We start from the raw sequence: 15,171 nt of genomic DNA, 5'->3' as shown, positions 1-15,171 counted from the left end.
GAGCGGGAAACGAGACTCGAACTCGCGACCCCGACCTTGGCAAGGTCGTGCTCTACCAACTGAGCTATTCCCGCTCTGCATACTAACGAAATTCTTCATCGGTACGGGGTGCGCATTATACGAGAAATCTTTCGTGCCGCAAGCCCCATTCCAGAAAAAAACCTGTTTTTATTCAATAAAGCGTTCAACTGCTGATTAAAAGAACAAAGCGTTTAATTAACCAGCGAAAGGGGTCATTCAGCCTATCGAAAACAGAATAAAAAAATTTTTGCAGCCGATCACAGCTTGATAAAATGTTCACGATAGTAGGCCAGCTCAGCCACTGACTCGCGAATATCGTCCATCGCCTGATGGGTGCCCTGCTTAGTTAATCCGTCAAGAATTTCGGGCTTCCAGCGACGCGCCAGCTCTTTCAAGGTGCTGACATCAAGATAGCGGTAGTGAAAATAGGCTTCAAGCTCCGCCATGTACTTAAACAAGAAGCGCCTGTCCTGACCGATGCTGTTGCCACAGATAGGCGATTTCCCTGCGGGGACCCACTGCTGTAAAAATTCAATGGTCTTTTGCTGGGCGGTATTTTCATCGAAAGTGCTGGCTTTAACCCGTTCAACCAGGCCACTACCGGTGTGCGTGCGCACGTTCCATTCATCCATCAGTGCAAGCTGTTCATCGGACTGATGCACCGCCATCACCGGACCTTCAGCCAGCACGTTAAGGTTTGCATCCGTCACCAGCGTGGCGATTTCAATGATTCGGTCACGCTTTGGGTCGAGGCCGGTCATTTCCAAATCGATCCAAATCAAATTGTTATCACTTGCGGTCGGGCTGTTATTGCTTGCAGACATAGATACTCCAGTCATGAAAAGTCCCACAACGGTTAATTAATACGAAATAGCTGGTATCATAGACGTTTTGGTCGCAACGAGCGATTAAAGCCAGTCAAGTGAGGCGCAGTGACTAAGATAAAACTGTCAAAAGGGCAACAACGTCGCGTTAACGCCAACCACGAGCGTCGTCTGACCAAGACCGACAAACGTAAAGAGCTAGACGACTCCCTGCACGGCGAACCGCGAGAAGGTGTGGTGATAAGCCGTTTCGGGATGCATGCCGACGTTGAAGCTACCGACGGCAGCCAGCATCGCTGCAACATCCGTCGGACCATCCGTTCACTGGTCACCGGTGACCGCGTCGTCTGGCGCTCAGGCGAAAACGCCAGCGTTAAAGGCATTGTTGAAGCCGTACACGAGCGTACGTCGGTATTAACACGTCCAGATTTCTACGACGGTGTTAAACCGATTGCCGCCAACATCGACCAAATTGTCATTGTTTCCGCCATTCTGCCAGAGCTGTCGCTAAACATTATCGACCGCTATCTGGTGGCCTGTGAAACGGTTGAAGTTGAGCCGCTAATCGTATTGAACAAAATCGACCTGCTCGACGATGAGAGCCGCAAGTTTGTGGCACAAATGATGGATATCTACCGTCGTATCAATTATCGCGTGTTAGAAGTGTCGAGCTATACCGAAGAAGGCATGCCGGAGTTTATTACCGCATTGACCGACAGAATCAGCATATTTGCCGGCCAGTCTGGGGTGGGTAAATCCAGCCTGCTTAACTCACTGCTGCCGCCGGAAGAGAAGCAAATTCTGGTCAACGATGTCTCTGATAACTCAGGCCTGGGCCAGCACACCACCACCGCGGCTCGCCTGTATCACTTCCAGCACGGCGGCGACGTCATTGACTCGCCGGGTGTTCGTGAATTCGGCCTGTGGCACCTGGCACCTGAGCAAATCACTCAAGGCTTCGTTGAATTCCGCCCCTATCTCGGCTACTGCAAATTCCGTGACTGCAAGCATGGCAGTGACCCGGGTTGTGCAATTCGTGAAGCCGTCGACAAAGGCGAGATTGCCGAGGAGCGTTTTGATAACTATCACCGTATCCTCGAGAGCATGGCCGATGTAAAAACGCGTAAAAACTTTGATAGCCTCTGAAAACAGCCGTCAGTTTGATTAACATACTGGGCTGCTTTGGCTATTTATTTTCAATTTTTTTAGAGGATGACCCGTGTTAGACAGGATCAAAATAAAACTTCAATATTTACTTCCTAAACAAGGTCTTACCAGACTTGCAGGCTGGGGCGCGGAACGCCGTGGTGCCATGCTGACCCAGTGGGTTATCAAGGCATTTGCCGGTTATTACAAAGTTGATATGAAAGAGGCACAGGATCCGAGCTTCTCGGCCTACCCGACTTTCAACGAATTCTTCGTTCGCCCGCTGCGCGCCGGTGCGCGTCCGGTGGTCAGCGGTCTTGATATGCTGTGCCTGCCAGCCGACGGTGCAGTCAGCCAGCTTGGTCCAATTAGCGACGGTAAGCTTTTCCAGGCTAAAGGCCATTTTTACACGCTGGAAGCCTTGCTGGCCGGTAATTATCAATTGGCTGAACAGTTTAACGAGGGCATGTTCGCCACCACCTATCTCGCACCGCGCGACTATCACCGCGTGCACATGCCTTGCGACGGTGTGCTGCGTGAAATGACCTACGTGCCGGGTGATCTGTTCTCCGTCAACCCATTGACGGCGGCGAATGTCCCGAATCTTTTTGCCCGCAATGAGCGTGTCATCTGCGTGTTTGATACTGAGTTTGGACCGATGGTGCAGATTCTCGTCGGTGCAACTATCGTAGGCAGCATTGAAACCGTCTGGGCTGGCCAAATTACGCCACCGCGTGAAGGCATCATCAAGCGCTGGACCTATCCGGTCGCCGGTGCTGAAGGCGCTATTTCGCTTGAAAAAGGCCAAGAGATGGGGCGTTTCAAGCTCGGTTCAACGGTTATTAATCTGTTTGCCGCCAATCAGGTCGAATTTGTTCCACAGCTGAAAAATGGCACCGTCACTCGCATGGGTGAGCCGTTTGCCGAAGCTGTACGCCATCGCGCAGCCGAGCCGGTCTCAGCCGAAAGCGTTATTTAAGATTGTTGAAAGGAAATTGTCCGTGCGCCTGATACCCAGCCTATTGGTGAGTTTGCTGTTGGCGCTGCCACTGTACGCCAACGCAGCGCTCTCAGAAGACCAGCTCCAACAGGAGCTGAAGCAAGCCCAATCCAATAAGGAAATGGCTAATCAGGCTCAGGTGGTTGAGTCACTGCAGAGTGCCCTCAACTGGCTCAGTGAGTCACGCGCTTCACAGGCACGATCCGGACAATATCAAACGGTTATCGATGACTTTCCGCGCCTGACGCAAAGCCTGCGTCAGGAGCTCAAAGTACAAACTGATAAACCGCTGCCGGTGGATGACACGCTTTCCAGCACCGAACTCGACCAGCAGATCCTTCAGGTCAGCAGCCAGTTACTTGAAGAAGCCCGCCAGCTTCGACAGGAGCAGGACCGCTCGCGTGAAATAAGCGACTCTCTGAGTCAGCTGCCGCAGCAGCAGTCCGAAGCCCGCAATGCGCTGGCCGATATCGATCAGCGTCTGCAAAGCTTTAACAATAATAAAACCGTTCTGGCGCAGGCCAAACTTAAAGCCCTACAGGCAGAATCTTCAGCCCGCAAAGCGCGGGTTGACGAGCTTGAGCTGGCCCAACTTTCAGCCAATAATCGACAAGAACTCTCGCGGATCCGTGCCGATCTGTACAAAACGCGCCACGATCGTCTTGATGAACAGCTGCAAACTCTGCGCAACAATCTTAATGCCCAGCGTCAGCGTGAGGCCGAAACCGCGCTAGAAAAAACCGAGCAGTTGGCAGAGCAAAGCGGCGAACTGCCAAAGTCGATTACACAGCAGTTGCAGGCCAACCGCGAACTTTCATTAGCGTTGAACCAGCAGGCGCAGCGCATGGATCTGATTTCATCGCAACAGCGCATGGCCGCCGCGCAAACCCTGCAAGTTCGTCAGGCACTAACTACCATTCGCGAACAGGCTCAGTGGCTCGACGCCTCACCGCTGCTCGGCGAAACCCTGCGCGCTCAGGTTGCCAAACTGCCTGAAATGCCCAAACCGCAGCAGTTGGACGGCGAAATGGGCCAACTGCGCGTTCAGCGCCTGCACTATGAAGATCTCCTCGGCAAACAGCAGCAGTATCGACAGGGGCGTCAGGACGACGGCCAGCCGCTCAGCCCTGCGCAGCAAAAGATCCTTCAGGCCCAGTTGAAAACGCAAACCGACTTGCTTAACTCGCTGCTTTCAGGCTGCGACACGCAGATCCTTGAGTTGACCAAGCTGAAAGTGGCCAACACCCAGCTGGTTGAAGCACTGAAAGACATCAACGATGCCGCGCACCGCTACCTGTTCTGGGTGGCCGACGTCAGCCCGGTAGGCTTTAGTTATCCGTTACAGATCATGCATGACCTGAATCGCCTACTGTCGCTGGATACCTTTTCCCAATTAGGTAAAGCCTCAGTGATGATGGTGACCAGCAAGGAAACGCTTCTGCCGCTGTTTGGTGCCTTGATTTTGGTGATTGTCGGCGTCAGTTCACGCCGTCATTACTATAACTTCCTCGACCGCGCCAGCAGTCGCGTGGGTAAAGTGACGCAGGATCAGTTCTCGCTAACGGCGCGCACGGTTTTCTGGTCAATTCTGGTGGCACTGCCCCTGCCGGTACTGTGGGCGGCGTTAGGCTACGGTCTGCAAAGCGCGTGGCCTTTCCCGATTGCAGTAGCAATAGGCGACGGCGTAACCGCCACGCTGCCGGTGCTGTGGCTGTTTATGATAAGTCACTATCTGGCACACCCTAAAGGTCTGTTCATCACCCATTTCAACTGGCCACAGCGTCGCGTCGCGCGCGCATTGCGCTACTATTCGCTCTCAATTTGGCTGGTTGTGCCGCTGATTATGGCGCTGATCACCTTTGATAATCTCAATGACCGAGAGTTTTCCAACACCCTCGGACGCCTGTGCTTCATCGTACTTTGCGTGCTCCTGAGTCTGGTCACCCAGAGCCTCAAACGTGCGGGCATACCGCTCTATCTGGATAAACAGGGTGACGGTGAAAATCTGCTGAACAGCACGCTGTGGTGGATGATGCTTTCTGCGCCGCTGATTGCCGCCTTTGCCTCAATGCTGGGTTATTTGGCTACCTCACAGGCGCTGCTGGCTCGGCTGGAAACCTCGCTGGCAATCTGGTTCCTGCTGCTGGTGATTTATCACATTATTCGCCGCTGGATGCTGATTCAGCGGCGCAAAATCGCCTTTGAGCGTGCCAAACAGCGCCGCGCCGAGATACTGTCTCAGCGCGCGAAAGGTGAAGAGGAATCACAGCTGGCCAACAGCAGTGAAGGTGCGATTGAGGTTGAAGAGCCGGTGGTTGACCTCGATACCATCAGCGCGCAGTCGCTGCGTCTGGTTCGCTCTCTGCTGGCAATGATTGCGCTAGTGTCGCTGATTTTTCTGTGGTCAGAAATCCACTCTGCGTTTTCGTTCCTCGAAAATATCAAACTGTGGGACGTTTCCTCAACCGCGCAGGGTGTAGAGAGCATGCAGCCAATTACGCTGGGCCACGTGCTGATTGCGATTCTGGTGCTTATCATCACCACTCAACTGGTGCGTAACCTCCCGGCTCTGCTCGAGCTGGCGCTCTTGCAGCATCTGGACCTCACGCCAGGCACTGGCTACGCTGCGCTGACCATCACCAAATACGCCGTGCTGCTGATAGGCGGCCTGACCGGCTTTTCCATGCTGGGCATCGAATGGGGCAAGCTACAGTGGTTGGTTGCCGCAATGGGTGTCGGATTGGGCTTTGGCCTGCAGGAAATCTTTGCCAACTTTATCTCCGGCCTGATGATCCTGTTCGAAAAACCGATTCGTATTGGCGATACCGTAACAATCCGCAACCTCACCGGCAGCGTGACCAAGATAAATACCCGAGCAACCACAATCGTTGACTGGGACCGCAAAGAGATTATCGTGCCGAACAAAGCCTTTATCACTGAACAGTTCATCAACTGGTCGCTGTCAGACTCTGTCACCCGCGTGGTGCTCACCGTGCCTGCACCGGTTGAGGCCAACAGTGAAGAGGTAACGTCAATTTTGACCCAGGCGGCTCGCAAGTGCTCACTGGTGCTGGATACGCCGGCACCCGAAGCTTATTTGGTTGATTTACAGCAAGGTATTCAAATTTTCGAATTGCGTATGCATGCCGCCGAGATGGCACACCGTATGCCGCTGCGTCATGAAATTCATCAGCTGATTCTGGCAGGATTCCGTGAACACGGTATTATTCTGCCCTTCCCACCTTTCCAGGTACGGATGGAAACGCTGCATCGCGCGCAGAACGGCGGCAATGCTACGCTCAGCAGCGGAGGTCCGCGCACGCCGGGGGATTTGTAGTATTGATGCCCTGATTTCCCCCTGCGTTTTTGCCCGCAGGGGGAAAGGTCTGTCTACAGGGTTTCGAACAGCTTTTTAGCGGCCTGACGATGCTGCAAAATCAGTGATTTTATGTCCATATCGACGATATTGCCCTCTCTGACTCGCCATTTCCCCCCTACCATCACGCTGTCTGCGCGCTCAGCTCCGCACAACAATAGCGCGGCAATGGGGTCGTGACTCCCGCTAAACCGTAATTCATCCAGCTTAAACAGCGCCAGATCCGCCTGCTTGCCCACCGCGAGCTGTCCGATGTCGTCGCGACCAATGACCCGTGCCGATCCGCGCGTTGCCCAGCCAAGTATCCGCTCTGGCGTGGCGTATTCCGTACCGTATTTCAGCCGTTGCAAATAAAGCGCCTGTCGAGCCTCGTACATCAGGTTAGAGGCATCATTAGACGCCGAACCGTCAACACCGAGGCCTATCGGCGCGCCCGCAGCCTCAAGGTCCCGGGTGGGGCACATTCCCGATGCAAGCCGCATATTCGATACTGGACAGTGGCAAATTCCGGTGCCCGCCGCGCCAAGACGGCGAATTTCTTCGTCGTTAAAATGAATGCCATGCGCCAGCCAAGTCCGGTCGCTCAACCAGCCAACGCTGTCGAGATAATCCACCGTTCGCAGCCCAAAACGTTGCAAACAGAACTGCTCTTCGTCCAGCGTTTCAGCAAGGTGTGTGTGCAATCGCACGTCTTCGCGCTGCGCCATGCGTGCACTTTCGCGCATGATGTCGGTCGTCACTGAAAAAGGCGAGCACGGGGCTAACGCAATTTGCATCCACGCCCCCTCGCCGCGTTGGTGATAACGGTCAATCAGCCGCTGGCTGTCCTGCAAAATCACCTCAGCCGACTGCACCGTGTGCATGGGCGGCAACCCGCCGTCGTCCTCTCCCAGACTCATCGACCCGCGGGTCAGCAAGGCACGCATCCCCAGCTCGCGCACCACTTCGACCTGAACGTCAATGGCGTCTTCCATGCCCTGTGGAAACAAATAGTGATGGTCAGTTGTGGTGGTACAGCCGGAGAGCAGCAGCTCTGCCATTGCTACGCGGCTTGCCAGCGCCAGCGCATCGGGCTGCAACCGCGCCCATATCGGATAAAGCTGCTTTAGCCACGGAAACAGCGGCGCATTGACCACCGGCGCCCAGGCCCGGGTTAAGGTTTGATAAAAATGATGATGGGTGTTGATGAGTCCCGGCAGCAGTACGCATTCGGCGGCGTCTATCACACTGTCTACGGGGCGCGAAGGCTGCTGCCCCGTAGACAGCAGCTCATCGATGCGGGAACCTTCAATAACAATTCCGCCGTCGGCATTAAGCGCATTGGCGGTGAAAACGGCAAGCGGGTTTTTGATCCAAGTACGTTGCGTGAACATAACTGGCTCCTTTAGGTTAAAAGTCATAAAGTTAGCCAGCTCAGTTATGCCCTGTCTGCTGATCCAGGGGCGCCGCAGCGCAGAATTTTAATTCACTTTAATCGGTTTTACCGCCTCCACGGCCTTTTCCGGCTGCTCGACAGGCATCAGGAAATTCAGCAGCATGGCGATTACGCCCCCGCTGGTCACCGCATGGCCAAAGATATTACCGATAATTTGCGGGAATTGCTTCAGCACCTCCGGCACAGCCTCGACGCCCAAACCGATACCAAACGAAATCGCGACAATCAGCATCTCACGGCGGCCTAGCGGCATCTGGGTCATGATACGGATACCTGCCGCAACCACGCTGCCAAACATCACCAGCGTTGCTCCGCCCAGCACCGGCGCAGGGATCTGCTGCAATACGCCGCCAATAACGGGGAACAGACCCAGTACGGCAAGCAGACCGCCGATGTACAACCCTACGCGACGGCTGGCTACGCCCGTCATTTGAATGACCCCGTTGTTCTGGGCAAACGTGGTGTTGGGGAAAGCCGAGAACATCGCTGCTATCATGCAGCTCACGCCGTCGGCCAGAATGCCGCCTTTGAGGCGTTTACGGAAACTTTCCCCTTCAATAGGCTGCTGTGAAAGCATGCAGTTGGCCGTCAGGTCGCCCACCGCCTCGAGAATGCTGATGAACGACACCAGCGCGATAGGCACGAAAATAGTCCAGTCATAATTGAACCCGAAACGAAAAGGCCGCGGCAGTTCAAACCAGCTGCCCTGTAGAGGTTTAAAGGTCAGATGTCCAGTCAACGCCGCCGCCAGGCAGCCAACGGCTATCCCCACCACAATCGCCGACAGACGCAGGCTGCGCAACGAGGTGCGGTTAAGAATGACAATGACCAGCAGGGTTAAGGCCCCGAGTCCGAGGTTAGCCGGTGCACCAAAATCGGCAGCGCCGTGACCGCCGCCCCAGTCGGTAATACTGACTTTAATCAGGCTGATACCGATGAGCACAATCACCGTACCGGTCACCAACGGCGTGAAAGCGCGGCGCAGCTGGCTAATAAAACGGCTAACGATCAACGGAATAAATGCCGCCACAAAGTTAACGCCAAAGATCATTGCCATGATGTCTTCTGGCGAACCACCCCGGCTTTTAACCAAAAATCCGCCGGAGAGGATCACCCCTAAAAAGGCAAAACTGGTGCCCTGCAGGCAGATCATTCCTGCCCCCACGCCCATAAAACGGCGTGCCTGAATAAACGTTCCGATCCCGGAAGCCAACAGCGACATGCTGATCAGATAGGGGAGATAGGCAGTCAGTCCCAATAGTGAACCGATGATCAGCGGAGGCGTAATGATCCCAACGACGCTGGCCAACACGTGTTGAACAGCGGTGAAAAACGCAGGCGCGGGGGCAATGCGCTCTTCAAGTCCGTAGAGCAGCTCTTTTTCATTGGATTCAGGCATACGAGGTTCCGGCATAATAATGTGATTATTTTGCTATGCATAAATCAGGCCAGAGAAAAGAAAGGATTGAGCAGATACCGGACGAGGACGCGTATTATAAGGGGTGAAGCAGTGTGATTTTTTCCTGAAACTTTAAAATCAGAAAATCTTCATTTGCATACTTTTGTTTCATGAGGTGCAAATTTTAGATTCACGGCACTAAAACTGTGCAAATCCCCCCTGCGGTGCAGAGGGGCATACATTGCGTCAGGCGCGGGTCACGGGGAACGCCAATACATCGGCCAGGCTTTCGGCACCCAACGCAATCATAATCAGGCGATCGACGCCCAATGCAACCCCAGAACACTCAGGCATACCCTGTTCCAACGCCGCCAGAAGGTTGTTATCAATAGGATGCTGCGGCAGACCTCTTGCCGCGCGCTTGCGGTTATCTTGTTCAAAACGCTGGCGCTGCTCGCGACCATCAGTCAATTCGCGGAAACCGTTGGCCAGCTCAACGCCTTTGTAATACACCTCAAAACGCTCGGCAACGCGATGATCCTCCGTACTGATTTCAGCCAGAGAGGCCTGCGTCGCCGGAAAATGATAAACAAAAGTCGGTTTGTCACGGCCAATATGTGGCTCAACGCCCATGGCGAACAACAGCTGTAGCAGCGTATCTCGATCCTCTTCTTCATCGGCGATATTCGAAAGATCCAGCTTGACGGCCACTTCTCGCAGCTGGGCCTTGTCGGCTGATAAAGGATCAACCTCGAGATGGCGGATAAACACCTGCTGATAAGACACGGTTTCGGCGGTATCGCAGTCGAGGATCTGCTGCAGAAGATCGTCGACTTCATTCATCAGGCGGTACATGTCGTAACGCGGACGATACCATTCCAACATGGTGAATTCTGGGTTGTGATAACGCCCGGCTTCTTCATTGCGGAAGCTTTTCCCCATTTGGAAAATCGGTCCACTTCCAGCCGTCAGCAGGCGTTTCATGTGATATTCCGGGCTGGTCATCAGATAAAGAGTCATGCCCTCAGCCGCTCCGGGTCCAACAAAACGAGTTTCAAAAGGAAACAGATGAATGTCGGTGATCGTCGCCTGACCCATGGCCGGTGTTTCCACCTCCAATACGCCGCGATCGCTGAAAAATCGTCGAATTTCAGCGAGAATTGCCGCACGCTTCAACAAATTGGCGATAGATGCACTGGGTTGCCAGCTTGCTGTTTCGCTCATGATTACTTACTCCGATGTCAGACAGAGCATGCAGTCTACCCGCATCCCCGCAAGCAAACAAATTTCGCTCATCGACGCTATTCCTCGAAAACTGGCGAAATCAGCGTTTATATCAAATCCCACATCCTACTCCTTAAGTATGATCGTCAAGATCAACGTCGCCCATCCCTGTTTCCACTCTTTATGGAGCAATACCGTGGAAATTTTTAATGCTGATATCGTCGTCGTGGGTGCTGGTGGTGCGGGCCTTCGCGCCGCCATTGCTGCCGCCGAAGCCCACCCACAACTCAATATTGCCCTCGTCTCTAAAGTGTATCCTATGCGCAGCCATACTGTGGCGGCAGAAGGAGGATCGGCAGCCGTTGTCCAGGAAAACGACAGTTTCGCCAGCCATTTTCAGGACACCGTTTCTGGTGGCGATTGGCTGTGCGAGCAGGACGTCGTCGACTATTTTGTTCGTCACTGTCCGCAAGAAATGACCCAACTCGAGCTGTGGGGCTGTCCGTGGAGTCGTAAAGATGACGGCAGCATCAATGTGAGGCGATTTGGCGGCATGAAAATTGAACGTACCTGGTTTGCCGCCGACAAGACCGGTTTCCATATGCTGCACACGCTGTATCAAACCTCGCTGAAATATCCGCAAATACACCGATTTGATGAGCATTTTGTGGTTGATTTACTGGTAGACGATGGTCGCGTCCACGGCCTGCTGGCCATTAATATGATGGAAGGAACCCGCGTTCAAATCCGCGCCAAAGCGGTGGTCATGGCCACTGGCGGCGCGGGCCGAGTTTATCGTTATAACACCAACGGCGGCATCGTAACCGGTGACGGCATGGGCATGGCCCTGCGCCACGGCGTACCCTTACGCGATATGGAGTTCGTGCAATATCACCCAACCGGACTGCCGGGGTCGGGAATTCTCATGACCGAAGGCTGCCGCGGAGAAGGTGGCGTCCTTATCAATAAAAACGGATACCGATATTTACAGGACTACGGCATGGGCCCCGAAACGCCGCTGGGCCAGCCTAAAAATCGAACCATGGAGCTCGGCCCGCGCGACAAAGTTTCACAAGCATTTTGGCATGAATCGCTGGCCGGCCGCACTGACCCCACTCCTAGAGGCGATGTGGTCTATCTCGACCTGCGCCATCTTGGCGAGAAAAAGCTTCGCGAGCGGCTGCCGTTTATCTGTGAACTGGCGAAATCCTACGTCGGCATCGATCCTGCACGAGACCCTATTCCCGTTCGCCCCACCGCGCACTACACCATGGGGGGCATAGAAACTGACGCCCGCTGTGCCACGCGTATTGCCGGACTTTTTGCCGTAGGCGAGTGCTCCTCGGTCGGCCTGCACGGCGCCAACCGTCTAGGGTCGAATTCGCTGGCAGAGTTGGTGGTGTTTGGCCGCCTAGCCGGTGAGCAGGCAGCGCAGTTCGCACTCAACACCAATACTGCGTCAAACTGGGCGATTACCGCCCAGGGTCGAGACATTGAGCGCAGCTTGCACAGTATGATGCAGCAAGAAGGGACGGAGAGTTGGGCCACAATACGCGACGAGATGGGTCTGTCGATGGAAGAAGGCTGCGGGATTTATCGTACGCCGGCGCTAATGCAAAAAACGATCGCCAAGATTGATGAGCTGAAAGCGCGGCTAAAAAAGGTAAAAATTAAAGATACCTCCAGCGTATTCAACACCGACCTGCTCTACACACTCGAACTTGGCTACGGACTGGACGTGGCGCAGTGCATGGCGCATTCAGCATTCAAGCGCAAAGAATCTCGCGGCGCCCACCAGCGACTGGACAGTGGCTGTACCGAGCGCGACGACGTCAATTTCCTCAAGCATTCGCTGGCATTCTATGTCCCCGATGGATCGCCGCGGCTGGATTACTCTCCCGTCAACATCACCACACTGGCTCCGGCGCGGCGCGTTTACGGGGCCGCCGCCGACGCGCAAGATCGACAAGATAAGGAGCAGCCAAGTGCTAAAGATTAACAAGCTGCAAATTGAAATTCAGCGCTACAACCCTGAACGCGACAGCAGCCCGCATCCGGTAAGCTACCCCGTACCCTTTGATAACCAGACCTCCTTGCTCGATGCACTCGGCTACATCAAGGATAATCTGGCCAGCGATCTGTCGTACCGCTGGTCTTGCCGCATGGCTATCTGTGGATCCTGCGGCATGATGGTCAATGGGGTGCCAAAGCTCGCCTGTAAGACATTCCTGCGAGACTACCCTCAAGGCATGAAAATAGCGGCTCTGGCGAACTTTCCGGTTGAGCGTGACCTAATCGTAGACATGACCCATTTCATCGAGAGCCTCGCGGCAATCAAACCCTACATCATCGGCAATGCCCGCCGCGTAGAACAAGGCCCTAACCGTCAAACGCCCACACAGATGGAGAAGTATCACCAGTTCTCCGGCTGCATCAACTGTGGTCTTTGCTACGCTGCCTGTCCCCAATTTGGGCTTAATCCCGAGTTTATTGGTCCGGCAGCCATTGTGCTGGCGCAACGCTATAACCTTGATAACCGGGACAATGGCAACCGGCAGCGCATGCCGATGCTCAACGCTGAAGACGGCGTGTGGCGTTGCACCTTTGTGGGGTATTGCTCAGAGGTATGTCCAAAACAGGTCGATCCGGCGGCGGCTATCCAACTAGGCAAAGTTGCCAGCAGCCAGGACTATCTGATTGCACGTTTAAGGCCTCAATGAGGGAAAAATATATGACTCGCACAACACAGCCAGCCAGCAAACGCAAAGCCTATCGGGCAGAAATGTCGGCCAACTGGTGGTTGAAATCAGCTTTTACCCGCTTTTATATGCTGCGTGAAGCTACAGCGATACCCACGCTGTGGTTCAGTTTGCTGCTGCTCGCGGGGTTAGTTTGTCTTAAACACGGCCCCGAGAGCTGGCAGGATTTTGTGGCTTTTCTTCAAAATCCGTTAGTGCTGGTTTTGAACATAGTCACGCTTCTCGCGACGCTGCTGCACGCCAAGACGTGGTTCGAGCTAGCACCGAAAGCGGCAATTGTGGTGGTGAAGGCGCATAAAGTCGGCCCACAGCCGATTATTACTCTGCTGTGGGCCTTGGCACTGCTCACCACTCTGCTGGTGCTGGCCATTGCCGCGCTGTATTAAACGACGCGGACTGAAAATTATCGGATTGAGGTAAAAATGAGAAAATCGACACCCGTGCGCTCAAATGAACCGATTTTTTGGGGGCTGTTTGGCGCAGGCGGCATGTGGAGCGCTATTGTTTCACCGGTCATTATTCTGTTGGTCGGCATTCTATTGCCGCTGGGCTGGTTTCCCGCTGAAGCACTGAGCTATTCAAGGCTGATAAATTTCGCACAAAGTTTTATAGGCCGAATATTTCTGCTGCTGGCTATCGTCCTCCCGATTTGGTGCGCGCTGCATCGGCTGCATCACAGCCTGCATGACCTTAAAATTTCGCTGCCTGCGGCAAAGTGGCTGTTCTATGGTTCGGCCAGCGGATTGAGTCTGGCCTGCGCACTGATGCTTTTCATTTTCTAACGATGTCCCCCTATAGCTTAGAAGACGGGCGATATCGATAGATAAGCCGCTGTATCGCCGTCTTTTATCGCTGAGTCGCTGTCAGAGTCGCTTCCTATTATCTACACTGTAGATTCAACTTTAGAAAGGGAAGACAATGCGTATTTGGTCAAAAATAAGCGTCATTATTACGGCACTGCTTTCGGTTGCCTGTAGCGTGACACCGCCAGACAACATTAAAGTGGTGAATAATTTCGAGATTAATCGCTATCTAGGCAGTTGGTATGAAATTGCCCGACTCGACCACAGTTTTGAAAGTGGTTTAGAGCAGGTGACCGCTAACTATAGTCTGCGCGACGACGGCGGAATAAAGGTGATAAATCGCGGCTTTAACCCGGCGAAAAATCGCTGGCAGCAGAGCGAAGGAAAAGGCTATTTCACCGGCCCAACGTCAAGAGCCGCGCTTAAAGTCTCGTTCTTTGGTCCGTTTTACGGCGGTTATAACGTCATCGAGCTGGATAAAGACTATGGCTATGCGCTGGTTTGCGGTCCGGACAGAAGCTATCTGTGGATCCTCTCCAGAGCGCCAAAACTTGATGAGGGCGTAAAACAGCATCTGCTTGAAACTGCACAGCGTTATGGTTTTGATACTAGCAAACTGGTGTGGGTCAAACAGCCCTAGCCCCCACTCGGTAAAGGTCAAAAGGGGTGACACTGCAGTCTGTCGTCACCCGGTTAACCCTAAATCTGATCATCAATAGATCTGCGTTGATTGCAAAATTTATGCATCCGCAAATTATTGCGCACTGCGTTGAATCGCCTGACCGCCCGCTGAAACGTCTTCACCCACGCCGCGCGTCGTATTGCAGGCGCTAAGCAGGCTGGAGAGCACAAGAACGGAGGCGATGGCGAGAATACTTTTCTTCAGCATATAAAAATCCTTCCTATAAGAGAATGTAAAGTATAGCGCTTTAAGTGTAGTAAAAAATGGCCATTACTGGAGTCAGGTTGGCGCAATTTCGGATAAATAAGAGGGAATGCGGGCAGGAGTAGAATGTGAAAAGGCAAAAAAAAGGCCGACTTTCGTCAGCCTGCTCTGGAAATGGCACCGCCGAGGTGTGACACATCTTCACCAAAACCGTGAACCGTATTACAACCACTCAACGACGCCAACATCAGCACTGAAACCACGATAAACAACATTTTCTTCAACATTGTTACGTAAT

General features: G+C 53.7%; 14 protein-coding genes and 1 tRNA gene. 8 read left to right on the top strand and 7 right to left on the bottom strand.

Translation table 11 applies throughout. The features are described from left to right. Nucleotide 1 precedes the first annotated feature (1 nt). Together BS639_RS19770 and orn are read right to left on the bottom strand one after the other, a co-directional pair. Nucleotides 2-74, bottom strand: a tRNA-Gly gene (locus tag BS639_RS19770). Nucleotides 75-278: 204 nt separating this feature from the next. Continuing rightward, complete coding sequence (orn, locus tag BS639_RS19765; protein WP_084984099.1) at nucleotides 279-845, bottom strand: oligoribonuclease; 567 nt, start codon at nucleotides 843-845, stop codon at nucleotides 279-281. A 108-nt stretch (nucleotides 846-953) separates the two neighbouring features. Here orn and rsgA point away from each other — a divergent pair, with 108 nt between their 5' ends. From rsgA to mscM, 3 genes are all read left to right on the top strand, one after another. Continuing rightward, nucleotides 954-1,991: a small ribosomal subunit biogenesis GTPase RsgA gene (gene rsgA / locus BS639_RS19760; protein WP_055782299.1), complete on the top strand. Its 1,038-nt coding sequence runs from the start codon at nucleotides 954-956 to the stop codon at nucleotides 1,989-1,991. Nucleotides 1,992-2,064: 73 nt separating this feature from the next. Continuing rightward, complete coding sequence (gene asd / locus BS639_RS19755; protein ID WP_055782294.1) at nucleotides 2,065-2,970, top strand: archaetidylserine decarboxylase; 906 nt, start codon at nucleotides 2,065-2,067, stop codon at nucleotides 2,968-2,970. Nucleotides 2,971-2,992: 22 nt separating this feature from the next. Beyond that, nucleotides 2,993-6,328 (top strand): miniconductance mechanosensitive channel MscM, encoded by a 3,336-nt coding sequence (gene mscM, locus BS639_RS19750; protein WP_084984098.1) that lies wholly within the window; start codon nucleotides 2,993-2,995, stop codon nucleotides 6,326-6,328. Nucleotides 6,329-6,381: 53 nt separating this feature from the next. Here mscM and BS639_RS19745 read toward each other — a convergent pair whose 3' ends face one another. The 3 genes from BS639_RS19745 to epmA form a co-directional block, all read right to left on the bottom strand. Then, nucleotides 6,382-7,740 carry an 8-oxoguanine deaminase gene (locus tag BS639_RS19745; RefSeq protein WP_084984097.1) on the bottom strand — a complete coding sequence of 453 codons (1,359 nt, stop codon included), beginning with the start codon at nucleotides 7,738-7,740 and terminating at the stop codon, nucleotides 6,382-6,384. An 87-nt stretch (nucleotides 7,741-7,827) separates the two neighbouring features. Next, nucleotides 7,828-9,201 carry a nucleobase:cation symporter-2 family protein gene (locus BS639_RS19740; protein ID WP_084984096.1) on the bottom strand — a complete coding sequence of 458 codons (1,374 nt, stop codon included), beginning with the start codon at nucleotides 9,199-9,201 and terminating at the stop codon, nucleotides 7,828-7,830. A gap of 246 nt (nucleotides 9,202-9,447) precedes the next feature. Then, nucleotides 9,448-10,425, bottom strand: coding sequence for an elongation factor P--(R)-beta-lysine ligase (epmA, locus tag BS639_RS19735; protein ID WP_084984095.1), 978 nt, complete (start codon nucleotides 10,423-10,425; stop codon nucleotides 9,448-9,450). Nucleotides 10,426-10,621: 196 nt separating this feature from the next. On the opposite strand from epmA, the gene frdA reads away from it, so the two are divergent. The 5 genes from frdA to blc all read left to right on the top strand — a co-directional run bounded on the left by frdA (nucleotide 10,622) and on the right by blc (nucleotide 14,627). After that, entirely contained in the window at nucleotides 10,622-12,424 is a 1,803-nt protein-coding gene (frdA, locus tag BS639_RS19730) for a fumarate reductase (quinol) flavoprotein subunit (RefSeq protein WP_055782278.1), read from the top strand. Then, nucleotides 12,411-13,145: a succinate dehydrogenase/fumarate reductase iron-sulfur subunit gene (locus BS639_RS19725; protein ID WP_173882115.1), complete on the top strand. Its 735-nt coding sequence runs from the start codon at nucleotides 12,411-12,413 to the stop codon at nucleotides 13,143-13,145. Before frdA ends, BS639_RS19725 begins: the two co-directional genes overlap by 14 nt. 11 nt (nucleotides 13,146-13,156) lie before the next feature. After that, complete coding sequence (gene frdC / locus BS639_RS19720; RefSeq protein WP_084984093.1) at nucleotides 13,157-13,570, top strand: fumarate reductase subunit FrdC; 414 nt, start codon at nucleotides 13,157-13,159, stop codon at nucleotides 13,568-13,570. A 36-nt stretch (nucleotides 13,571-13,606) separates the two neighbouring features. After that, nucleotides 13,607-13,966 (top strand): fumarate reductase subunit FrdD, encoded by a 360-nt coding sequence (frdD, locus tag BS639_RS19715; protein WP_055782266.1) that lies wholly within the window; start codon nucleotides 13,607-13,609, stop codon nucleotides 13,964-13,966. A 136-nt stretch (nucleotides 13,967-14,102) separates the two neighbouring features. Further along, on the top strand, nucleotides 14,103-14,627 hold the full coding sequence (gene blc / locus BS639_RS19710; RefSeq protein ID WP_055782263.1) for an outer membrane lipoprotein Blc: 525 nt from the start codon (nucleotides 14,103-14,105) through the stop codon (nucleotides 14,625-14,627). A gap of 114 nt (nucleotides 14,628-14,741) precedes the next feature. On the opposite strand, the gene BS639_RS19705 is transcribed toward blc, so the two are convergent. Together BS639_RS19705 and BS639_RS19700 are read right to left on the bottom strand one after the other, a co-directional pair. Then, nucleotides 14,742-14,876 (bottom strand): entericidin A/B family lipoprotein, encoded by a 135-nt coding sequence (locus tag BS639_RS19705; protein ID WP_055782258.1) that lies wholly within the window; start codon nucleotides 14,874-14,876, stop codon nucleotides 14,742-14,744. A gap of 155 nt (nucleotides 14,877-15,031) precedes the next feature. Next, nucleotides 15,032-15,160 carry an entericidin A/B family lipoprotein gene (locus BS639_RS19700; RefSeq protein ID WP_055782254.1) on the bottom strand — a complete coding sequence of 43 codons (129 nt, stop codon included), beginning with the start codon at nucleotides 15,158-15,160 and terminating at the stop codon, nucleotides 15,032-15,034. Nucleotides 15,161-15,171: the final 11 nt, after the last annotated feature.

The organism is Rouxiella silvae (assembly GCF_002093625.1).
GTDB lineage: Bacteria > Pseudomonadota > Gammaproteobacteria > Enterobacterales > Enterobacteriaceae > Rouxiella > Rouxiella silvae.
This window is presented reverse-complemented; position numbering and strand designations above follow the sequence as displayed.

Bases quoted from the DNA above. Each gene is read 5' to 3' on its own strand.
- orn (WP_084984099.1), bottom strand. From the start codon at position 845: ATGTCTGCAAGCAATAACAGCCCGACCGCAAGTGATAACAATTTGATT.
- BS639_RS19745 (WP_084984097.1), bottom strand. From the start codon at position 7,740: ATGTTCACGCAACGTACTTGGATCAAAAACCCGCTTGCCGTTTTCACC.
- BS639_RS19740 (WP_084984096.1), bottom strand. From the start codon at position 9,201: ATGCCTGAATCCAATGAAAAAGAGCTGCTCTACGGACTTGAAGAGCGC.
- epmA (WP_084984095.1), bottom strand. From the start codon at position 10,425: ATGAGCGAAACAGCAAGCTGGCAACCCAGTGCATCTATCGCCAATTTG.
- frdC (WP_084984093.1), top strand. From the start codon at position 13,157: ATGACTCGCACAACACAGCCAGCCAGCAAACGCAAAGCCTATCGGGCA.
- frdD (WP_055782266.1), top strand. From the start codon at position 13,607: ATGAGAAAATCGACACCCGTGCGCTCAAATGAACCGATTTTTTGGGGG.
- blc (WP_055782263.1), top strand. From the start codon at position 14,103: ATGCGTATTTGGTCAAAAATAAGCGTCATTATTACGGCACTGCTTTCG.
- BS639_RS19705 (WP_055782258.1), bottom strand. From the start codon at position 14,876: ATGCTGAAGAAAAGTATTCTCGCCATCGCCTCCGTTCTTGTGCTCTCC.
- BS639_RS19700 (WP_055782254.1), bottom strand. From the start codon at position 15,160: ATGTTGAAGAAAATGTTGTTTATCGTGGTTTCAGTGCTGATGTTGGCG.